Genomic DNA, 19,034 nt, shown 5'->3' with positions numbered 1-19,034 from the left:
CGCTACCGTCTGACCGGCACACAGCGGTCGGCGGCGGTGGGGAGGGACTGGGATGGGCGAGCAGCGCACAGGTCTGGTGTACGGCTTCGTGGCCTACGGTCTGTGGGGGATCTTCCCGCTCTTCTGGCCCCTGCTGGAGCCCGCAGGGGCGCTGGAGATCCTCGCCCACCGGATGGTGTGGTCGCTGATCGTGGTCGCCGTCGTCCTGCTGGTGCTGCGCCGCTGGGCGTGGCTGGCCGAACTGGTCCGGCAGCCGAAACGGCTCGGCCTGGTGGCGATCGCGGCGGTCGTGGTCTCGGTGAACTGGGGCATGTACATCTGGGGCGTCAACTCCGGCCATGTGGTGGAGACGGCGCTCGGCTACTTCATCAACCCGCTGGTGACGATCGCGCTCGGCGTCCTCGTCCTGCACGAGCGGCTGCGGCCGGTGCAGTGGGTGGCGGTCGGCATCGGCGTCGCCTCGGTGGCGGTGCTCACCATCGGCTACGGGCGGCTGCCATGGATCGCCCTCACCCTCGCCTTCTCCTTCGGCGGCTACGGCCTGGTCAAGAAGAAGATCGCGATGGGCGGCCTGGAGTCGCTGGCCGCCGAGACGTCCGTGCAGTTCCTCCCCGCGCTGGTCTTCCTGGCGGTGATCGGCGCCCGCGGCGACTCCACCTTCACCCACCACGGCCCCGACCACGCCGCGCTGCTCGCCGCGTGCGGCCTGGTCACCGCGATCCCGCTGGTCTGCTTCGGGATGGCGGCCACGCGGCTGCCGCTGTCCACCATCGGCCTGATGCAGTACCTCGCGCCGGTCTTCCAGTTCCTCATCGGCATCCTCTACTTCCATGAGCGGATGCCGTTCGAGCGGTGGCTCGGCTTCTTCCTCGTCTGGGCCGCGCTGGCCCTGCTCACCTGGGACGCGCTGCGCACCGCCCGGCGGACCCGCTACGCCGTCACGTCCCGGCTGGTGAGCCGAGACCAGGCCGCGGAGCCGAAGACCGCCGCGTAGACCAGCTGCAGGCCGAGGTTCTTGCCGATGCCGTTCCACTGCATGGGGTCCCGGAGCACATCGGCGAAGCTCAGCCAGTAGTGCGGGAAGAGGAACGGCTGCACCGCGTGCAGCTGCGGGATGGTGTCCACGATCTGCACGGTGATCAGCAGCCCCACCGTGCCCGCCATCGCGCCGATCCCGCTGTCGGTGAGGGTGGAGACGAAGAGCCCGAGCGCCGCGATGCCGACCAGTGAGGCCGCGACCAGGACCGCGATCAGCAGGGCCCGGGCGATGCCGTCGGCCAGCGGGATGGTCGTACCGGACAGCGTGGTGACGTCGCCGATGGGGAAGAGGATGACGCCGACGATCAGCCCGGACGCCGCCACCACGAGCGCGCCGGCCAGGCAGAAGGCCAGCACCGAGGTGAACTTGGCCAGCAGCAGCCGGGTACGGCCCGCGGGGGCGACCAGCAGATAGCGCAGGGTGCCGGCACTGGCCTCGCCGGCCACCGAGTCGCCCGCGACCACGCCGATCGCCATCGGGAGGAAGAACGGCAGGGTCGCGGCGAGCGCGGCGAAGGTCAGGAACAGGCCGTTGTTGCTGACCTGTTCGATGAAGGCGGGCCCGTCGCCGTTGCCCCGGCCCACCGAGCCGTCACCGCGGGTCTCGATACGGACCGCGATACCGACGAGCAGGGGCACGCCGGCCAGCACCGCGAAGAGCGCCAGCGTGCGCCGGCGGCGGAAGACGGTGAGCAGTTCGGACCGGAACAGGCCCAGCGACCACCACACCCGGGGGGTGCGCGCGGCCTCGGGGACGGCCGGCCCGGCGCCGCCGCCGTCCGCGCCCGCCTCCGGCGCCTGCGTCTCAGCCCGCGACATCGAAGCCCTCCCCGGTCATCGCCACGAACGCGTCCTCCAGCGAGGCCCGTTCCAGGCCGAAGGCCCGTACCCGGACGCCGGCCGCGACCAGGGCCGCGTTGAGGTCGGCCGGATCCGGCGGGTCGGCGGGGAGTTCACCGGTGACCCGCTCCCCCACCGTGACCAGATCCCTGACCCCGTGGGCGGCCAGCACCCGCGTGGCCCGCTCCGGGTCCGGGGTGCCGACCGCGAGCCGGCCGCGCGCCCCGGCGGCGAGCTCGGCGACCGGGCCCTGGGTGATCAGCCGGCCGCGGGCCATCACGGCGGCGTGGCTGCAGACCTGCTCGATCTCGTCCAGCAGGTGCGAGGAGAGGAAGACGGTGGTGCCGTCCGCCGCCAGCTCCCGCACCAGCGCCCGGATCTCCCGCATGCCCTGCGGGTCGAGGCCGTTGGTGGGCTCGTCGAGCACCAGCAGCTCACGCGGCTGGAGCAGGGCGGCGGCCAGGCCGAGCCGCTGCTTCATGCCCAGCGAGTACGCCTTCGCCTTCTTGGCCGCCGCCGCGGTCAGCCCCACCCGGTCCAGCGCCGTCCCGACCCGGGCGCGCCGGGTGCGGGGGTCGGCGGTGGGGTCGGCCGCGTCGTAGCGCAGCAGATTGTCGCGGCCGGACAGGAAGCCGTAGAGCGCCGGGCCCTCGATGAGCGCGCCGACTCTGGGCAGCACGGTACGGGCGGCGCGCGGCATGGGGCGGCCGAGCACGCCGGCGGTGCCCGCGGTCGGGGTGATCAGGCCCATCAGCATCCGGATGGTGGTGGTCTTGCCCGAGCCGTTGGGCCCGAGGAAACCGAAGACGGAGCCGCGCGGTACCCGCAGGTCGAGGCCGTCCACGGCGAGGGTCCCGCGGTACTGCTTGGCCAGCCCGCGGGTCTCGATCACCACGTCGCCGGGCGGTTCCACGGCGGGCGGCTGTCCCATCGCACTCCTTCGGTTCGGACCCGGTAGGTGCCGCGCCGGTCGGCCGGCGGGCCGGCGTGTCCAGCGGTCACGGGGCGGGCGGTCGGCGTGTCCGGCGGTCACGGGCCGGGGTCCCGCCGTGCCGGGCGGCCGGCGGGCCGGGCTCCTGCCGTACGGGCCCGGCCCCGACCTCCTACTTCGCCGCGTTCGCCGCGTTCGCCGCGTCGGTCAGCGCGGCCGGGGTGACCGCGCCGGCGTAGAGCGTGCCGTCGTCGGTCAGCAGCGCGTTGACCAGCCGGGTGTGGAAGAGCGTGCCGCTGCCGAAGGAGCCGGTGACCTTCTTGCCGAAGCTGTTGAGCAGCGACTCGGCGTCCTTGTCCGGTCCGTTCTTCTGCGCCCCGGAAGGCAGCCCGCCACCGGTCCTGATCACCGCGATGGTGTCCCAGCCGGAGCCGAGGACGGTGGGCCGCGCGGCGCTGCCGGCCGGCCGCGGCAGCGCGTTCTCCGGCAGGTCCTGGCGCGCCTGCGCGCCGGCCTTGCCGCCCTCGGTCACCTTCACGCCCTTGCCCGGCGCGAAGGTGAAGGTGCTCGCGGCCGGCTTGGCGAAGCCGACCTTGGTGAAGCCGACGTCGAAGACCGCCTTGCCGCCGCTCGTGGGCGTCAGGGTGAGCTTCAGCGGCACCCCGGTCTTCGCGTCCACCGCGATCCGCACCGACCCGACGGTGGTGCGCTGCGCGTGCTGCGGGGTGACGAGGAGTACGTACGCGCTGCGCCCGGCGACCTTGGCGGTGCCGTCCACGGTGATCGAGGCGGTGCCGTCGGCGGCCTTGAGGACCTCCTTGGCGGCCGCCTGCGGGGTGGCCGGGAAGTCCTCGGGCCGCTGCCGGGCGCCGGCGGAGTCCTGCGGCAGCGTCTGGTGGTAGGCCTGGTCGGACTTGCTGTCGTACCCCCAGAGCTGGTCGCCGTTGTGGATGACGCTGTACTCGGCGGCCGGCTCGATGATGGAGAGCTTCTGCTTGTCGGGGCCGTCGGTGGCGACATGCAACTGGTGGGAGCCGATGAGCAGTTGGGTGAGCTGCCCCTGCGGGGCGGCCGGGGAGTCACCGGAGCCGGCGCCCGGCAGGGACGGGGCGCCGGAGCCGCCGAAGAGGCTGCCCGCGCCACCGGAGAGCGCCGAGGGCAGGCCCAGGTCCGTCTCGATCTTCACGGTGCCGTCCACCGTCCGGGTGTCGGAGGCGGCGATCTTCGTCAGCAGCTGCTCGGCGGTGACGGTGGGCAGTGCGGGGTCGCCGCTGTCGGCGAGCGCCGGGACCAGGCTGATGGTCGCGGCGGCGATGCCCGCCACCGCGACCGGCACGGCGTAGCGTGCGGCTCTGCGCCCGCGGCCGGGTTCCCGGCCGGGCTCGTACGCTTCCGGCTGTGCCGGTTGGATCCGTGCCATTGCTTTTCCTCCGTCGTCAGCGGCGGTCGGCTTCGTCGCACTCGTCCACTCCCCGGGCCCATTGTCGCCCGGTCCGCCCTGAAGTGGTGTCTCCCATCCGACCAAATCCTCCGCCCCGGCACATCAGCCGCCGGATGCAACCGAATGTACGCCCGGGGGATGACAGACCCCGAGACCGTACGCGGCGGGGGCAGGGCCGACCCCGGGAAAGGCCGGGGTTCCCCGGGGCGGGACTGCCCCCGGAGAGCCGTGGAAGGCCGGCAGGGTGTCGGGCGGTTGTAAGCGGCGTCAGGCGGTTGTCAGGCGGTGCGGTGCACCACCACGTCGCAGAGGCCGGCGAGGGCCTGCTTGGCCGGGTTGTCGGGCAGCGGGGCGAGGGCCGAGCGGGCCTCGTCCGCGTACCGCACGGTGTCGCGGCGGGCCTGCTCCAGGGCCGGGTGCTCGCGCAGGAGTTCCAGCGCCTCGGCGTGCAGCGCGTCGTCGGTGAGGTCGCCGTCGAGCAGCTGGTTGAGCCGGCGGTCGGCGGCCGAGACGCTGCCGGCGGCCTGCATGTACCAGCGGCGGACGTGCAGCACCGGCAGGGTGGGGATGCCCTCGCGCAGGTCGGTGCCGGGGGTCTTGCCGGACTCGCGGCCGTCGCTGGTGATGTCCAGGACGTCGTCGGCGAGCTGGAAGGCGGCACCGATCCGCTCGCCGTACTGGGTGAGGATGTCCACCACCGAGTCGCCGGCGCCCGACATCATCGCGCCGAACCGACCGGAAACCGCCATCAGCGAGCTGGTCTTGCCCGCGATGACCTCCAGGTAGTGGTCGATCGGGTCGCGGCCGTCGCGCGGTCCTACGGTCTCCATGATCTGCCCGGTGACGAGTCGTTCGAAGGACTCGGCCTGCACCCGCACCGCCTCCGGGCCCAGGTCCGCCAGGATGTGCGAGGCACGGGAGAAGAGGAAGTCGCCGGTCAGCACCGCCACCGAGTTGCCCCAGCGGGAGTTGGCGCTGGGCACGCCGCGGCGGACGTCGGCCTCGTCCATGACGTCGTCGTGGTAGAGCGTGGCGAGGTGGGTGAGTTCGACGACGACGGCGGAGGGCACGACGCCGGGCGCGTGCGGGTCGCCGAACTGTGCCCCGAGCATCACGAGCAGTGGCCGGAAACGCTTGCCGCCCGCCTGGATGAGGTGTCGGGCCGTGTCCGTGATGAAGGGGACGTCGCTCTTGGTGGCCTCAAGCAGGCCTTCCTCGACGGCTGCGAGGCCGGCCTGTACGTCGGCATCAAGGGTCTCGTCCCACACGCTCAGCCCGAAGGGCCCGACGACGGTCACGAGGGGTACTCCTGTCGCTGATCTGGCATCTGGCGAGGTTCATGTGACGATCCGGCGTGGATCTGGGTGGGCGCTGAGCTGTGGGCGGAAGTCGCGCTGTTTACACCTGGCAGCGTAGCCGGTCAGCTGTGGATCACCGTCGGGGCATGGCGTTACACCAGGCCGCGGGCGATCACCGCCCGTATAATCCCGATTACCGGAATTACAGGCTATGTCCCACCCGAAAGAATGACAGATGCCTCAATCAGGGCCCGGCGGGATTGACCGGCGGGAGCGCGGGAATGATCCGCCCGATCCATCCCGCGTCGAACGCTTGATCTAGTACCGTTCACCATTCCGTAAGAGCTTCCCGCGACGAGGCGAATTAGACTCGCGCCTGCACCAAGTGACATGTCCTCGCTTCGGGAGCCGGCGATCCCGGATCCCGACCGGAGAGAGAGGAGGTGGATCCCGATGCCAGCCGACCTGCTGGAGGAGGAGGCAGAGGCCCACGTACGTGGTGTCTGCTTCAAGACCGGTCCACCGCAGCGCACCGGCGTGGAGTTGGAGTGGCTGGTCCAGGACCGCTCCGACCCGCATGAACTGATCCCCGTCGACCGGCTGGACGCGGCACTCGCACCGGTCGAAGCCCCGGGTGCGCTTCCCCGGGGCGGCAGGCTCACCCGTGAGCCCGGCGGCCAGGTGGAGCTCAGCTCCCCTCCTGCCGCCACCCTCGCCGAGGCGGTCGAGACGACCGCCGCCGACCTCGCCGTCCTGCGGCAGGCGGTGGAGCGGGCCGGCCTGGTGCTCGTCGGCCGCGGCCTCGACCCGTACCGCGAACCACCACGGGTGCTCGACCATCCCCGCTACCGGGCGATGGAGAACTTCTTCGACCGCGAGGGCCCCTGGGGCCGCACCATGATGCGGCGCACCGCCTCCCTGCAGGTCAATCTGGACTGCGGCGACGACTCCGACACCGCCTCCGGTTACCGTCTCCGCTGGGAACTCGCCCACCGGATCGGCCCGGTCCTCGTCGCGGCCTTCGCCAACTCGCCGCTCAGCGGCGGCCGTCCCACCGGCTGGGTCTCCACCCGGCAGGCCAACTGGGCCAGGATGGACCCGGGCCGCACCCGTCAGCCCCGCCACCACCCGGACCCCGGCACCTCCTGGGCGCGGTACGCCCTGGACGCCCAGGTGCTCTGCGTCCCCGGCGGCGAGAGCGACGACTGGACCGCCCCGCCCGGCCTCACCTTCCGCGGCTGGCTGCGCGGCACACCGGGCCTGCGGGCGCCCACCGCCGCCGACCTGGACTACCACCTGAGCACGCTCTTCCCGCCGGTAAGACCCCGCGGCTGGCTGGAGCTGCGGATGATCGACATGCAGGACGGCGACGACTGGATCGTGCCGACCGCCCTGACGTCGGCCCTGCTGGACGACCCGGTCGCCGCCGACGCCGCCTACGCCGCCACCGAGCCGCTCTGCTGGGACGGCGAGCCGATACCCGCCGACGCGGTATGGCGGCAGGCCGCCAGGACCGGCCCAGCCGACCCGGATCTGGCCAAGGCCGTCCGGGCCTGCTTCGCCGCCGCCGAGAGCGCGCTGGCCCGGGCCGGCGCACCGCCTGCCGTACGGCAGGCGCTCACCGATTTCGCCGAGCGCTATCCCGAGCGGGGCCGCTGTCCCGCCGACGACCTGTTGGACGCGCTGAGCCGCGCCTGATCCTCCGGAAGGCAATGCCGTGACCAACCCCCGTACCGATGGCAACAGCACTGCCGGCAGCGGTGCCACTCCTGACCCTTCCGCCGCTACCGCCCCGCCCGCCCCTTTCACCCCGGCGAATCGGCCGGACGCCGGCCCCTTCACCGACCGCGCCGCCGGCCCCGTCACCGGCCCCGCGGCCGACCCCGCGCGCGCCGCCAGGACCGCCCTGGAGACCGCCCGGCGCCGCACCATGGCGCTCACCGACCCGGTCACCGACGACGACCTGATCGCCCAGCACTCCCGGCTGATGTCCCCGCTGGTCTGGGACCTCGCCCACATAGGCAACCAGGAGGAGCTGTGGCTGGTCCGCGAGGCCGGCCGCCGCCCCGGGCTGCGCCCCGCCCTCGACCCGCTCTACGACGCCTTCCAGCACCCGCGCTCCGACCGCCCGTCGCTGCCGCTGCTCGGCCCGGCCGAGGCCCGCGCCTATGTCGCCGCGGTCCGCGCCGAGACCTGGGAAGTGCTCGACGCCACCGACATCTCCTTCGAACAGCCCGAGCAACTGCTGGCCGGCGGCTTCGTCTTCGGCATGCTCGCCCAGCACGAGCAGCAACACGACGAGACGATGCTCGCCACCCACCAGCTCCGTAAGGGTGATCCGGTGCTCGACGCCCCCGCGCCGCCGCCCGCGCCCGCCGACGCGGCCGGTCTGCCGCGCGAAGTCCTCGTCCCCGGCGGCCCGTTCATCATGGGCACCAGCACCGAGCCGTGGGCGCTGGACAACGAGCGCCCGCACCACACCGTGGACGTGGCGGCCTTCTGGCTGGACACCGTGCCGGTCACCAATGGCGCCTACCAGGAGTTCATCGCCGCCGGGGGCTACCGCGACCCGCAGTGGTGGACGCCCGAGGGGTGGCGGCACGTCCAGGAGGCCGGTCTGGAGGCGCCGCTCTTCTGGACCAGGGACGGCTCCGGCTGGCTGCGGCGGCGCTTCGGCCATGTGGAGCCGGTGCCGGCCGACGAACCCGTGCTGCACGTGTGCTGGTACGAGGCCGACGCCTACGGCCGCTGGGCCGGCCGCCGGCTGCCCACCGAGCCCGAGTGGGAGAAGGCGGCGCGGTACGACCCGGCCACCGGCCGCTCCCGCCGCTACCCGTGGGGCGACGCCGACCCGGGCCCCGAACACGCCAACCTCGCCTCCCGGCACCTGCGGCCCGCCCCCGCGGGCAGTTACCCGCTGGGTGCGGCGCCCAGCGGCGCCCGGCAGCTCATCGGCGACGTGTGGGAGTGGACCTCCTCGGACTTCGACCCGTACCCGGGCTTCGCGCCCTTCCCCTACAAGGAGTACTCCGACGTCTTCTTCGGCCCGGAGTACAAAGTGCTCCGCGGCGGCGCCTTCGGCGTCGACCCGGTGGCCTGCCGTGGCACCTTCCGGAACTGGGACTACCCGATCCGGCGGCAGATCTTCGCCGGATTCCGTACCGCGCGGGACGCCGCGGGCGAGGACGGCGGCTCCCTGGGCGGTAACGCCTGATGTGCCGTCACCTCGCCTACGTCGGGCCGCCGGTGCCGCTGGCCCGGCTGCTCACCGAGCCCGCGCACAGCCTGTACGAGCAGTCGTGGCGGCCGGCCAGGCAGCGGTACGGCACGGTGAACGCGGACGGGTTCGGCGTCGGCTGGTATCCGCTGGAGGCCGACGACGGCACCGGGGCGGGCGACGCCGGTTTCCCGTGGCCGGCCCGCTACCGGCGGGCGGTGCCGATCTGGGCGGACGCCAACTTCCCGGAGCTTGCCCGGGCCGTGCGCAGCGGCGCCGTACTGGCCGCGGTCCGCTCGGCGACGGCCGGCACCACCCAGGACGAGTCGGCGGCCGCCCCCTTCCGTGACGGCCGCTGGCTCTTCAGCCACAACGGCGCGGTCCCGGACTGGACCCGGCTGCCCACCGACCTCACCGCGGCCGAGGTGCTGGCGCTGGAGACCCACAGCGACTCGGCCCTGCTCTGGGCGATGACCGGCCGGCGGCTGCGGCAGGGCGAGCCGCCCGGCGCCGCGCTGGCCGCCGTGGTCCGCGAGGTGGCCGCGGCCCGGCCGGCCGCGCGGCTGAACCTGCTGCTGACGGACGGCCGTACGGTCGCCGCCACGGCGTGGGGGGACACGCTCTGGTACCGCGAAGGGGCGGGGGCGGTACTCGTCGCGTCGGAACCGGACGAGGCGGGAGGTGTGGTGGCGGGCGTCCCGGCCGAAGCTCCAGCCGATGTTCCGGCCGGCGTCCCAGCCGATGTTCCGGCCGGCGTCACGGCCGGAGGGCCGCCCGGCGCCATACCCCGCGCCGCCCCGGCCCCCGACCCCGTACCCGGTGAATGGCGGGAAGTCCCCGACCGTTCACTGCTGCTGGCCACCACGGCCGGTGTACGGATCATCCCGCTGCGCTCCCCGCGCCCGCACGGCAAGGACCCGCACCCCATGAGCACCGAGAGCCGCTTCACCCTGGACGACCGCCTCCCCGAGGACTACTTCACCACCACCCTGCACGCCGATGTGCGGCACGGCCTGAGCAGCCGGCCGCGCACGCTGCCGCCGAAGTGGTTCTACGACAAGCGGGGCAGCGACCTCTTCGAGCAGATCACCCGCCTCCCTGAGTACTACCCGACCCGGGCAGAACAGGAGATCCTCACCCGCCGGGCGGCGGAGATCGCCGCCCTCACCCGTCCCGCCACCCTGATCGAGCTGGGCTCGGGCTCCTCCCGCAAGACCCGGCTGCTGCTCGACGCGTTCACCGCCGGCGGCACCCTGCGGCGTTACGCGCCGCTCGACGTCAGCGCCGCCGCGCTGGAGGAGGCCGGGCACGCGATCTGCCGCGACTACCCGGGCCTGCGGGTGGCGGCCACCGTCGCCGACTTCGAGACCGGCCTCGCGCTCTCCGACGAGCCGGGCCCGCGGCTGCTGGCCTTCCTCGGCAGCACCATCGGCAACTTCGACGCCGAGCAGCGCCGCGCCTTCTACCGCACCCTGTCGCGCTCGCTGACCAGCGACGACGTCCTGCTGCTCGGCGCTGACCTGGTCAAGGACCCGGCGACCTTGGTCCGCGCCTACGACGACTCGGCCGGCGTCACGGCCGAGTTCAACAAGAACGTGCTGCACGTCCTCAACCGCGAACTCGGCGCGGACTTCGACCCCGACCGCTTCGACCACGTCGCGCTGTGGAACGCCGAGCACGAGCGCATCGAGATGCACCTGCGCTCCCGCACCGCGCAGACCGCCAAGATCCCCGACCTCGACCTCTCCGTCGACTTCGACCCCGACGAGCTGCTGCGCACCGAGATCTCCTGCAAGTTCCGCCGGGAGTCGCTCACATCGGAACTCCACGACGGCGGCTTCACGGTCCGCCACTGGTGGACCGACCCCGCCGACCGTTTCGCCCTGCTGCTGGCGGTTCCCAACTAGCGGGCCGCACCACGCCTTTCACCCCCATCACTCCCCCCATCGCTCCCCCCGTCAACCCCCCTCGCCCCCCGGAGCGGACCCCGCTCCGGGGGGCGATCGGTCACCAACAGAACCAACCAGCCCAAGTCGGCTCGTTCGGCTGAATCCGGGCGTACGCCGGAGCTAAGCTGAACGCCCTTCGAAGCCGGGTGGGTGGCCGTATGGGGTTGTTCGGAGAGCGCCAGGCCTTCCTGGAGAAACTGAGCCCGGGTGACCGGCCGGCCCTGCTCGGGCTGGGCGTCCGGCGCTCCTACGCCTCGGGGGAACACCTGGCCACCGAGGGCGACAGCGGCGGCCAGGTGCTGGTGATCCTCGCCGGCTGGTGCGCGGTCCTGCGCTCCACCGATCGCGGCCCGCTCCTCCTCGCCCTGCGGCAGACCGGTGAACTCGTCGGCGAGATGGCCGCGTTGGACGGCCGGCCGCGCAGCGCCACGGTGCGCGCGCTCGGCCCGGTGCAGGCGCAGGCGATCCCCGGCGACCGCTTCCGGTACTTCATGGCGGCCCGGCCGTACGTCACCGGCCTGGTGATGGCCCAGCTCACCGAGCGGCTGCGCAGCGCCGACGACGAGCGCAGATCGCTCGCGTCCGCCACCGTGCTGGAGCGGCTCGCCGCCTGCCTGGTCGAACTCGCCGACCGCACCGGGCTGGCGGAGGGCGGCTCGGTGACGATCCGGCTGCCGCTCTCCCAGCACGAGATCGCGGCGGCGATCGGCGCGACCCGCGAGGCGGTCGCCAAGGCGCTGCGGCTGCTGCGCGAACAGGGCCTGGTCCGCACCGGCCCGAAGAGCATCGTGGTGACCGACCTGGCACCACTGCGGCTGCTCGGCGCGGCCGGCGCCGCCGCCGGGGAGACCGCCTGAGGGCCCCCGGAGTACGGCGCCGGCCCGCACCGGGCGCCGTGACTGGAGCGCGGCGCCGGCGTGTGTAAACCGCTACAGCGCACCGCGGCCCCGGGGCGCACAGTCACAGAGCCGGGGCCGTACCGAACCGGGGCGATGGCGACGGGCGATGGGCGATGGCAGTGACAGAGGCGAAGGGCAGTGAACGACCATGCACGGCGAAGCCGACTACGGATTCATCATCAGTCTCGACACCCAGGGGTCGAGCGGTCTGTCCGACCCGGACCGGCCCGCGATGCGCGAGCGCTATTACCAGGTGGCAGAACGGGCCTTCGCCAAGGCCGGACTCGGCGGCGCCCGGCTCTTCCAGGAGGACCGCGGCGACGGCATCCTCGCGGTGGTCGAGGCGCGCCGCACCGAGCGGGTGGCCGGCGAGTGGGTCGAGCACCTCCACCAGGAGTTACGCCAGGTCAACCGGGACCTGCAGCGGCCGCTGCGGCTGCGCGCGGGGCTCAACATCGGGCCGGTGACGCCCGACGGGCACGGTTTCTCCGGTGCCGCCGTCGATCTGGCCTGCCGGATCGGCAACTGCGCCGAGGCCAAGTCGGTGCTCGCCGCCGCCCCCGGGTCGCCGCTGCTGGTGGCCGTCTCGGACCGGCTCTACCAGGACGTGATCCGGCACGGCGGCCGGTGGATCGAGCCCGGCCGCTACCGCCAGTACGACGTGGCACTCCAGGAAGGCCCGCAGCGGCCCTGGTTCATGGTGCCGGGCCGCACCTCGCCCCCGGCCGCCGCCCGGCCCGGCGAACCGGCCGCGGCACCGACGCCCGCCCCATCACCGGCACCCGCACCGGCACCCGCCTCATCACCGGCACCGGGGAGCGCCGAACCGCCCGCCGGCGCCCGGACGTTCACCTTCGGCGCGGTCACCCACAGCGGTTCCGGTGACGTCTACCAGGGCGACATCCACGAGGTCACCATCGACCGCAGGCGCGGTGAGCGGTCATGAGCACCGGCACCACCGACCCGGCCGACCGGGTGGACACCGGACCCCGCCAGGAGGCCCAGCACACCCAGCCGCCCCCGGACCCCGGCCACGGACGCAGCCACGGACCGGGACCCGGCGGCGAACCGGACAAGCCCGCCGAGGACCCGCTCTTCGGCCCGGCCACCGGCTCCGACTCCGACTCCGCGGGCAAGGCCGGGCGCTCCGCGGCGAGCGGGGCCGAGGCGCGTATCGCCCGTGAGGCCAGGGAAGCGTTCTCGCTGCACGACGCGAGTACGTACATCGGCGGGACGATCGGCTCGGTCAACTTCGGGTACGGCGGCTTCCAGGGCCTGATCGCCGGACCGCTGCCCGAGGAGGAGCTGGACCGGCTGCGCCGCCGCTTCAGCAAGCCCCCGTCGTACGACGCGTTCAAGGAGCGGCTGCGCGAGGACCGGCTGCTCGTCCTGTCCGGCCAGCCCGGCACCGGCCGGATGTACACCGCCCTGTCGCTCCTGGACGACGTCAGTCTCGGCAAGGTGTCCCGGCTCGACCCCGGCTCCGACCTCACCACCCTGGGCGGGGAGGGCAGCGCCGTCGCCGAGGACCACGGGTACGCGCTGGAGCCGGCCGGCGGCGTACTCCCGGAGGAACTCCACCTGGACCGGCTCTGCCGGCTGCTCGCCGAACGCCGCTCCTACGCCGTCCTGCTGGCGGTGCCCGACGCCGGGGACCCCGGTGCCCGGCGCGCCCGCTACTACCGGGCGCACGAGCAGGCGCCAGCCGACGCCGTGCTCGACAGCCACCTGAAGGCCGAACTCGACGACGAGAAGCCGGAGGTGAAGGCAACCGCACTGCGGGTCGCGGAGCGCGCCGAAGTACGGGGGGCACTGGGCCTGGAGAGCCTGCTCCCCGCCGAGGCCGCCCGGCTGGCCGCCCTGCTGGCCCGGCATGTCACCGGCGGCCTGACGGAGGGCCGGCTGATCGCGGAGTGCCGGACCTTCGCCGCGGAGCAGGTGCGCCAGTGGTTCGCCGGCGGCGCCCGGGCCGAGGAGCTGCCGGCCCTGCGGGACGCCGCCTACCGGATCGCACTGGCCGTCCTCGGCAACTCCTCGTTCAGCACCGTCGCCGACGCCGCCGAGCAACTGGTCTGGGAGCTGGCCGTCACCGTGGAGCCGGAACGGGTCATCGGCCGCCCGCTGCTCAGCGACGGCCTCGCGGCCCGGCTCACCTCCGCCCGCGCCACCGCGGAGCTGACCGCGCGGACGCTGGTGGCCGACCACGACATCCCGGTCAGGACGGTGCGGTTCCGCGGCAAGGGGCTCGCCCCCGCCGTACTGACCCACCTGTGGGAGCACCACCACAACATGCGCGGCCCTGTGCTGCGCTGGCTCGACGCCCTGTGCCAGGACCCGCGGGCGGACGTACGTACCCGGGCCGCGGTCGCGGCCGGCGAGCTGTGCCGCCTCGACTGCGCCCACACCGTGAGTGAGCTCCTGCACCCGATGGCCGCGGCCGACCAGGCCCGGCGCGGGCTGTTCGTGGCCACGGCGCTGGAGTCGGTGCTCGGTGACGGCCAGGTGGGCCCGGCGCTGCGGTCGCTGGTCAAGCGGTGGGGTGCCGGCTCGGACGGGAATCTGCGCTGGACGGCCGCGGCGGTCCTCAGCCGCGGCACCGCCACCGCCACGGTGGCGGAGGCGCTCGGCACGCTGGGCCGGATCGGCACCTGGGAGGAGGGCCGGCTGCGGGTGATCGCCGCCGAGAGCGTGGTGCACCTGGCGGGGGCCGCGTCCGACCGCGAACCGCTGGCCAGGATCCGCGGCTGGCTCAGCGACGAGCGCCGGCCGCACCAGGACCTGGGGCTGATCGCCGCGGTGCTGCTGGCGCAGTTCCGGGTCGAGGACCTGTGGAACCCGGCGCCGGAACTCACCGGCCGGGAGCGGTGGCCGCTGGCGCTGGCGATGGCGGCGGCCCGGTCCGAGCGGGCTCCCGAGATCGCCGGGCTGCTGTGGACCGCGCTCAACACCGGCCGCTCCTACGAGTCGGCGCTCGACACCCTCGCCGGCTGGCTGCGCCGCTGCCGCGGCAAGCCCTGGGAGCGCGAACTGCTGCGGTTCCTGCCGCTGCTGGTGCACTCCGCGGACGACGGACAGCGCCTGCTGTCACTGATCAAGGAATTGTCCGAGGATCCCGACGATCCGCTGGGACCGGAGCAGGGCCGTCGCCTACGGCAGGCGGTACCGGAAGTGAGAAACCCATGACACCCGACAACCGGAACGGCTCCGCCGGCACGCACCCGGTGACGATACCGGCCGATCTGCGCGGCCCGTTCTTCGACGAGATCATGCCCGACGGCCCCTACAAGCACCGGGGCGCGCAGCTCGCCGCGGTGGCCTTCTACCGCAACGGCGGCCACAGCGTGATCACCGTGCAGGGGGCGAAGAGCCACAACAAGCCGGTCATCGGGCGGCCCACCTCGATCTGCCGGATCGTGCGCGGCGAGTACCAGACCTCTTTCCAGATGGAGTTGCCGACCTACGGCGACCAGGCCACCTTCCTGTGCGCCGTGGACATCAACTGGGAGGTCCGGGACTTCCACCGGGTCGCCGAGAAGCGGGTGGTGGACGTCGAGAAGATGCTGCGGCCACCGCTGCTGGCCCGGTTGCGGGCCGTCACCCGGCAGCACGGGCTGAGCGGCGCGCAGGCCGCCGACGAGGCGATCCAGGCCGAACTCGCCGGTGGCAGCTGGTCGTCCTTCGGCGCCGACATCGGGCTGGCCACGAAGGTCTTCGTCCGGATCGACCTCGGGCGGGCGGCCACCGACCACAATCTCGCGGTGGTCCGGGTGCAGCACGACGCGACCGTGCAGACGGCCCTCGACCAGGCCGCCGCCGCCCGGGTGCAGGCCAACCTGCCGGCCGCCCGCGCTCTGATCCAGAGCGGCGAGGCGGAGCAGTACGCCACGTTGGTGGCCCAGAACCCCGGTGGGGCGGCCGATCTGCTCGGCGCGCTCCAGGCGCAGGCACGGGAGCAGCGCAAGGGCGCGCTGGAGTATCTGAGTCACCTGATCGACCAGGGCGTCGTCCAGCGGCACCAGGTGGAGGGGCCGGTGCAGATGCTCATCGACTACGCCCGCGCGACCGGTGGGGCGGTCTTCGAGGGCGGGCTGCCGCAGCCGCCCACGTCCCTCCCTGCGCCGCCGACCCCGCAGTCCCCCACTGCGCCCGTACCGCCGCGGGCGACGCCCCCACCGCCGTCCCCGCCGACGTCCACCGTCGTTCTCCACCCCGAGGACAGCCGGCCGACGCCGCCCGCCGCCGGGCCTCCCCCGCCTCCGCCTGCCCCTCCGGCCCCGCCGGCCCCGCCCCGGGAGACCACCCCGTCGCCGGCCGCCGGAAAGGTCGACTACGTACGCAGGCGCCCGCGCGGCAACGGTCCCGGGCAGCGCCCCGCGGACGGTGGCTGATGGTCACCGTCGCGGGGCCCCCGCCCCCGGCGCCCTCCGTCGCCACCGAGTCCGCGGTGTACGTCGCCGAGCGGTTGCTGGCGACCGCCCGGGACGAGCTGGCCAGGGCGGACACCAAGGCGGCGGTGCTGCTCTCGGGGTCGCTGGCGCTGCCCGCGCTGCTGCTCGGCGGTGCCTGGTCGCCGGAGCGGACCGGCGGGCCCTGGCTGGGTCTGCTGGTCCTCGGGGGCGTGCTGTGGGCGGCCGGTACGGTGCTGCTGGTCTGGACGCTGCTGCCGCGTACCGGGACCGTCAGGACCGCCCCCGGCGTCACCTTCTTCGCCGACGTCCGGGACGTCCCCGACGCCCGTCTCCTCGTCCAGGCGGTGGGCGAGGCGGCGCAGGACCGGGTGGGATGGCTGGTGACGCAGTTCGTCGACATCAGCCGGATCCTCGCCGCGAAGTACCGGTGCCTGCGGTGGGGGGTGACCCTGCTGGCCCCCGGCCTGCTCCTGTCGGCGGTGGCACTCAGCGCCGCCTGACGGCGTTGAGCCGGTATGACGATCTTCGATGCCTTCGAACGGCGGGCGTGGGCGGGGCAGGCCGAGCTCTACGGGCGCACCTACGGGGTGCTGTGCGGCTATCCGGTGGCGGACCTGCTGGACGCGGCCGGAGTACGGGAAGGGGTCCGGGTGCTGGACGCCGGCACCGGTACCGGGACGGCCGCGGCGGCCGCCCGCGCCCGGGGGGCGGCGGTGACGGCGGTGGACGCGGAGCCGTCGATGGTGGAGGCGGCGGCCAAGGCCGTGCCCGAGGCGGTGGTGCGGCTGGCCTCGCTGCCCGAACTCCCCTTCCCCGAAGGGCACTTCGATGCGGTGGTGGGGAATTTCGTGCTCAATCACGTGGGGCGCCCGCTGGTCGCCCTGCGCGAGGTGGCGCGGGTCGTACGGCCCGGGGGGCGGGTCGCGTTCACGCTGTGGACGTCACCCCATGCCGCCGGGCAGGCGCTCTTCGGGCGGGCGGTGCAGGCAGCGGGGGTGCCACGCCCGGCCGGCCTGCCCGCGCTCGACCCTTCGGACGACTTCCCGCGGACGCAGGAGGGGGTCGCGCTGCTGCTGGAGGGGGCCGGGTTCGCCGGGGCGGTCTGCGCGACCCTGGCGTGGGATCACGTGGTCGACCCGGAGGTGTGGTGGCAGGGCCCCGCGGGCGGGATCGCCTCCATCGGGCAGCTGATCGCCTCCCAGCCGCCCGAGACCGTCGCCTCCGTCCGCCGCCACTTCGACCTCCTCGCAGCGGAGTTCCGCACGCCGCAGGGCCTGCTGGCTTTGCCGCACACGGCCTTGCTGGCCTCAGCCGTCCGCCCCTGAGCCGGCGCCGGGCCGGCCGCCCACGGGGCCGATCACGCGGTGCGCGGGCGGAAGTAGTGCCCCTGCTCCAGGTCGGCGATGAGCCCGGGGCGGGTGGGCCGCCACCCCAGCAGCTCGCGGGTCAGCACGTTCGACGCCGGGCTGTCGATGCCGATGAAACCGGCCATCCAGCCGAAGTGGCCGGCCGCGTCCTCGGCCGCGACCTGCTTCACCGGGAGGTCGAGCTGCCGGCCGAACACCTCGGCGATGTCGCGGATCGGCACGCCCTCGTCGCCGACCGCGTGCAGGGTGGAGCCCGCCGGAGCCTTCTCCACCGCCAGGCGGAAGAGGTGCGCGGCGTCCAGCCGGTGCACCGCGGACCAGCGGTTGGACCCGTCGCCGAGGTAGCCCGCGACACCCTTGTCGCGGGCGATGGCGACCAGGGCCGCCATGAAGCCCTTGTCGCCGTCGCCGTGCGCCGTCGGGGAGATCCGCACCACGGACGAGCGGACGCCACGGGACGCGAGGGCGAGCGCCGCCTCCGCGGTGGCCATCCGGGTCTGCGGGCCGCCGGTGTGCGAGGCCGCGGCGACGTCGTGCCCGTCCGCTTCCGTCGCGAGCCGGCCCGGGGCGAGCCCGAGTGTCCCGGCGGCGATGACGAACGGCCGGCCGGAGTCCGCGAGGGCCTCGCCGAGGGTGTCGACGGCGCGGCGGTCCGCGTCGGCGGCGCCCTGGAAGTCCCCCGAGAAGGCGATGTCGTGCTTGAAGGCGAGATGGATCACACCGTCCGACCCGGCGGCCACGGCGCCAAGGACGTCGAGGTTGTCCAGGGTTCCGCGCTCCACCTCGGCCCCGGCCGCGGTGAGGGCAGCGGCCGAGGCGTCCGAGCGGGCCAGCCCGACGACCTGATGGCCGGCGTCGATCAGTTCGGGAACGACGGCGGAGCCGATCCAGCCGGACGCGCCGGTGACGAACACACGCATGGGAAAACCTCCTGGTCGGGCGGCTGTCCGAAGGGCAGGTGCGGCCCCTGACAGCCGATGGCAGCAACTGACATCAACCGTAGCACTCGATGTCAGTCGCTGCCATCACGTAGGATCCGGGTATGGGTCGATGGGAGCCGGACGCGCGCGGGCGGCTTGAGCGCGCGGCGATGGAGCTCTACGGGGAGCGTGGGTACGAACAGACCACGGTCGCGGAGATCGCCAAGCGGGCGGGGCTGACCGAGCGGACGTTCTTCCGGCACTACGCGGACAAGCGCGAGGTCCTCTTCGCCGGCGCGGCGCAACTGCAGGAGCTCTTCGTGGAGACCCTCGCCGCGACTCCCGAGTCCGCGGCGCCGATCGACGCGATGGCCGTCGCCCTCGACGCGGTCGCCGAGGTCTTCAAGGACCGCCTCCCGCACGCCCGGCAGCGGCAGGCCGTCATCACCGCCAACGCCGAACTCATGGAACGCGAGCTGATCAAGCTCGCCACCCTGTCCGCGGCGCTCGCCGACACCCTGCGCCGCCGCGGTGTCCCGGAACCGGCCGCGAGTCTCACCGCGGAGGCCGGGACCGCGGTCTTCAAGGTCGCCTTCGTCCGCTGGATCGACGCGGCGAACGAGCGGGACCTGGCGCCGCTGATGCGCGAGTCGCTCGACGAACTCAAGGCCGTGACCGCGGGCGGCTGACCGGAAAAGGTCGCCGCCCGGGCCCCCTGAGGAAAA

The 19,034-nt window shown here is 73.9% G+C and carries 16 protein-coding genes and 1 pseudogene; 12 read left to right on the top strand and 5 right to left on the bottom strand.

The window, feature by feature from the left end:
* Positions 1-52 precede the first annotated feature (52 nt).
* Positions 53-994, top strand: coding sequence for an EamA family transporter RarD (rarD, locus tag OG552_RS21455; protein WP_329135333.1), 942 nt, complete (start codon positions 53-55; stop codon positions 992-994).
* On the opposite strand, the gene OG552_RS21450 is transcribed toward rarD, so the two are convergent.
* From OG552_RS21450 to OG552_RS21435, 4 genes are all read right to left on the bottom strand, one after another.
* Entirely contained in the window at positions 931-1,857 is a 927-nt protein-coding gene (locus OG552_RS21450) for an ABC transporter permease (protein WP_329135331.1), read from the bottom strand. The genes rarD and OG552_RS21450 overlap by 64 nt on opposite strands.
* On the bottom strand, positions 1,844-2,809 hold the full coding sequence (locus OG552_RS21445; protein ID WP_329135329.1) for an ABC transporter ATP-binding protein: 966 nt from the start codon (positions 2,807-2,809) through the stop codon (positions 1,844-1,846). Before OG552_RS21445 ends, OG552_RS21450 begins: the two co-directional genes overlap by 14 nt.
* Before the next feature lie 172 nt (positions 2,810-2,981).
* The gene (locus tag OG552_RS21440) at positions 2,982-4,229 is read right to left on the bottom strand and encodes a LolA family protein (protein ID WP_329135327.1); all 1,248 of its coding nucleotides are present in this window, start codon (positions 4,227-4,229) and stop codon (positions 2,982-2,984) included.
* Between the two features lie 299 nt (positions 4,230-4,528).
* A complete protein-coding gene (locus OG552_RS21435; RefSeq protein WP_329135325.1) occupies positions 4,529-5,548 on the bottom strand; it encodes a polyprenyl synthetase family protein in 1,020 nt (339 codons plus the stop codon).
* A gap of 453 nt (positions 5,549-6,001) precedes the next feature.
* On the opposite strand from OG552_RS21435, the gene egtA reads away from it, so the two are divergent.
* The 10 genes and pseudogenes from egtA (at position 6,002) to OG552_RS21385 (ending at position 17,347) form a co-directional block, all read left to right on the top strand.
* Positions 6,002-7,246: an ergothioneine biosynthesis glutamate--cysteine ligase EgtA gene (gene egtA, locus OG552_RS21430; protein ID WP_329135323.1), complete on the top strand. Its 1,245-nt coding sequence runs from the start codon at positions 6,002-6,004 to the stop codon at positions 7,244-7,246.
* Between the two features lie 208 nt (positions 7,247-7,454).
* Complete coding sequence (gene egtB / locus OG552_RS21425) at positions 7,455-8,762, top strand: ergothioneine biosynthesis protein EgtB (RefSeq protein WP_329140979.1); 1,308 nt, start codon at positions 7,455-7,457, stop codon at positions 8,760-8,762.
* Positions 8,762-9,394 (top strand): annotated as a pseudogene (gene egtC, locus OG552_RS21420) (ergothioneine biosynthesis protein EgtC); the annotation flags it as partial. The gene egtB and the pseudogene egtC, both read left to right, overlap by 1 nt.
* A 297-nt stretch (positions 9,395-9,691) precedes the next feature.
* Positions 9,692-10,672, top strand: a complete 981-nt coding sequence (egtD, locus tag OG552_RS21415) for an L-histidine N(alpha)-methyltransferase (RefSeq protein ID WP_329140977.1) — start codon at positions 9,692-9,694, stop codon at positions 10,670-10,672.
* Between the two features lie 200 nt (positions 10,673-10,872).
* Entirely contained in the window at positions 10,873-11,571 is a 699-nt protein-coding gene (locus OG552_RS21410; protein ID WP_329135321.1) for a Crp/Fnr family transcriptional regulator, read from the top strand.
* Between the two features lie 190 nt (positions 11,572-11,761).
* Positions 11,762-12,559 (top strand): hypothetical protein, encoded by a 798-nt coding sequence (locus OG552_RS21405; RefSeq protein ID WP_329135319.1) that lies wholly within the window; start codon positions 11,762-11,764, stop codon positions 12,557-12,559.
* Entirely contained in the window at positions 12,556-14,796 is a 2,241-nt protein-coding gene (locus OG552_RS21400) for a hypothetical protein (RefSeq protein WP_329135317.1), read from the top strand. Before OG552_RS21405 ends, OG552_RS21400 begins: the two co-directional genes overlap by 4 nt.
* Entirely contained in the window at positions 14,793-16,001 is a 1,209-nt protein-coding gene (locus OG552_RS21395) for a hypothetical protein (RefSeq protein ID WP_329135316.1), read from the top strand. Before OG552_RS21400 ends, OG552_RS21395 begins: the two co-directional genes overlap by 4 nt.
* Positions 16,001-16,522: a Pycsar system effector family protein gene (locus OG552_RS21390; protein ID WP_329135314.1), complete on the top strand. Its 522-nt coding sequence runs from the start codon at positions 16,001-16,003 to the stop codon at positions 16,520-16,522. The genes OG552_RS21395 and OG552_RS21390 overlap by 1 nt, the downstream gene beginning before the upstream one ends.
* A 15-nt stretch (positions 16,523-16,537) precedes the next feature.
* On the top strand, positions 16,538-17,347 hold the full coding sequence (locus tag OG552_RS21385; RefSeq protein WP_329135312.1) for a class I SAM-dependent methyltransferase: 810 nt from the start codon (positions 16,538-16,540) through the stop codon (positions 17,345-17,347).
* 32 nt (positions 17,348-17,379) lie between these two features.
* Here OG552_RS21385 and OG552_RS21380 read toward each other — a convergent pair whose 3' ends face one another.
* Positions 17,380-18,309 carry an SDR family oxidoreductase gene (locus OG552_RS21380; protein WP_329135309.1) on the bottom strand — a complete coding sequence of 310 codons (930 nt, stop codon included), beginning with the start codon at positions 18,307-18,309 and terminating at the stop codon, positions 17,380-17,382.
* Between the two features lie 122 nt (positions 18,310-18,431).
* On the opposite strand from OG552_RS21380, the gene OG552_RS21375 reads away from it, so the two are divergent.
* Complete coding sequence (locus tag OG552_RS21375; protein WP_329135307.1) at positions 18,432-18,998, top strand: TetR/AcrR family transcriptional regulator; 567 nt, start codon at positions 18,432-18,434, stop codon at positions 18,996-18,998.
* Positions 18,999-19,034: the final 36 nt, after the last annotated feature.

The sequence above is a fragment of the Streptomyces sp. NBC_01476 genome (assembly GCF_036227265.1).
GTDB lineage: Bacteria > Actinomycetota > Actinomycetes > Streptomycetales > Streptomycetaceae > Actinacidiphila.
The sequence above is the reverse complement of the archived record's forward strand: the minus strand, read 5'-3'. Positions and strand labels throughout refer to the sequence as shown.

Coding starts and splice junctions, on each gene's coding strand:
- rarD (WP_329135333.1), top strand. CDS start 53: ATGGGCGAGCAGCGCACAGGTCTGGTGTACGGCTTCGTGGCCTACGGT.
- OG552_RS21450 (WP_329135331.1), bottom strand. CDS start 1,857: ATGTCGCGGGCTGAGACGCAGGCGCCGGAGGCGGGCGCGGACGGCGGC.
- OG552_RS21445 (WP_329135329.1), bottom strand. CDS start 2,809: ATGGGACAGCCGCCCGCCGTGGAACCGCCCGGCGACGTGGTGATCGAG.
- OG552_RS21440 (WP_329135327.1), bottom strand. CDS start 4,229: ATGGCACGGATCCAACCGGCACAGCCGGAAGCGTACGAGCCCGGCCGG.
- egtA (WP_329135323.1), top strand. CDS start 6,002: ATGCCAGCCGACCTGCTGGAGGAGGAGGCAGAGGCCCACGTACGTGGT.
- egtD (WP_329140977.1), top strand. CDS start 9,692: ATGAGCACCGAGAGCCGCTTCACCCTGGACGACCGCCTCCCCGAGGAC.
- OG552_RS21410 (WP_329135321.1), top strand. CDS start 10,873: ATGGGGTTGTTCGGAGAGCGCCAGGCCTTCCTGGAGAAACTGAGCCCG.
- OG552_RS21405 (WP_329135319.1), top strand. CDS start 11,762: ATGCACGGCGAAGCCGACTACGGATTCATCATCAGTCTCGACACCCAG.
- OG552_RS21400 (WP_329135317.1), top strand. CDS start 12,556: ATGAGCACCGGCACCACCGACCCGGCCGACCGGGTGGACACCGGACCC.
- OG552_RS21395 (WP_329135316.1), top strand. CDS start 14,793: ATGACACCCGACAACCGGAACGGCTCCGCCGGCACGCACCCGGTGACG.
- OG552_RS21390 (WP_329135314.1), top strand. CDS start 16,001: ATGGTCACCGTCGCGGGGCCCCCGCCCCCGGCGCCCTCCGTCGCCACC.
- OG552_RS21385 (WP_329135312.1), top strand. CDS start 16,538: ATGACGATCTTCGATGCCTTCGAACGGCGGGCGTGGGCGGGGCAGGCC.
- OG552_RS21380 (WP_329135309.1), bottom strand. CDS start 18,309: ATGCGTGTGTTCGTCACCGGCGCGTCCGGCTGGATCGGCTCCGCCGTC.
- OG552_RS21375 (WP_329135307.1), top strand. CDS start 18,432: ATGGGTCGATGGGAGCCGGACGCGCGCGGGCGGCTTGAGCGCGCGGCG.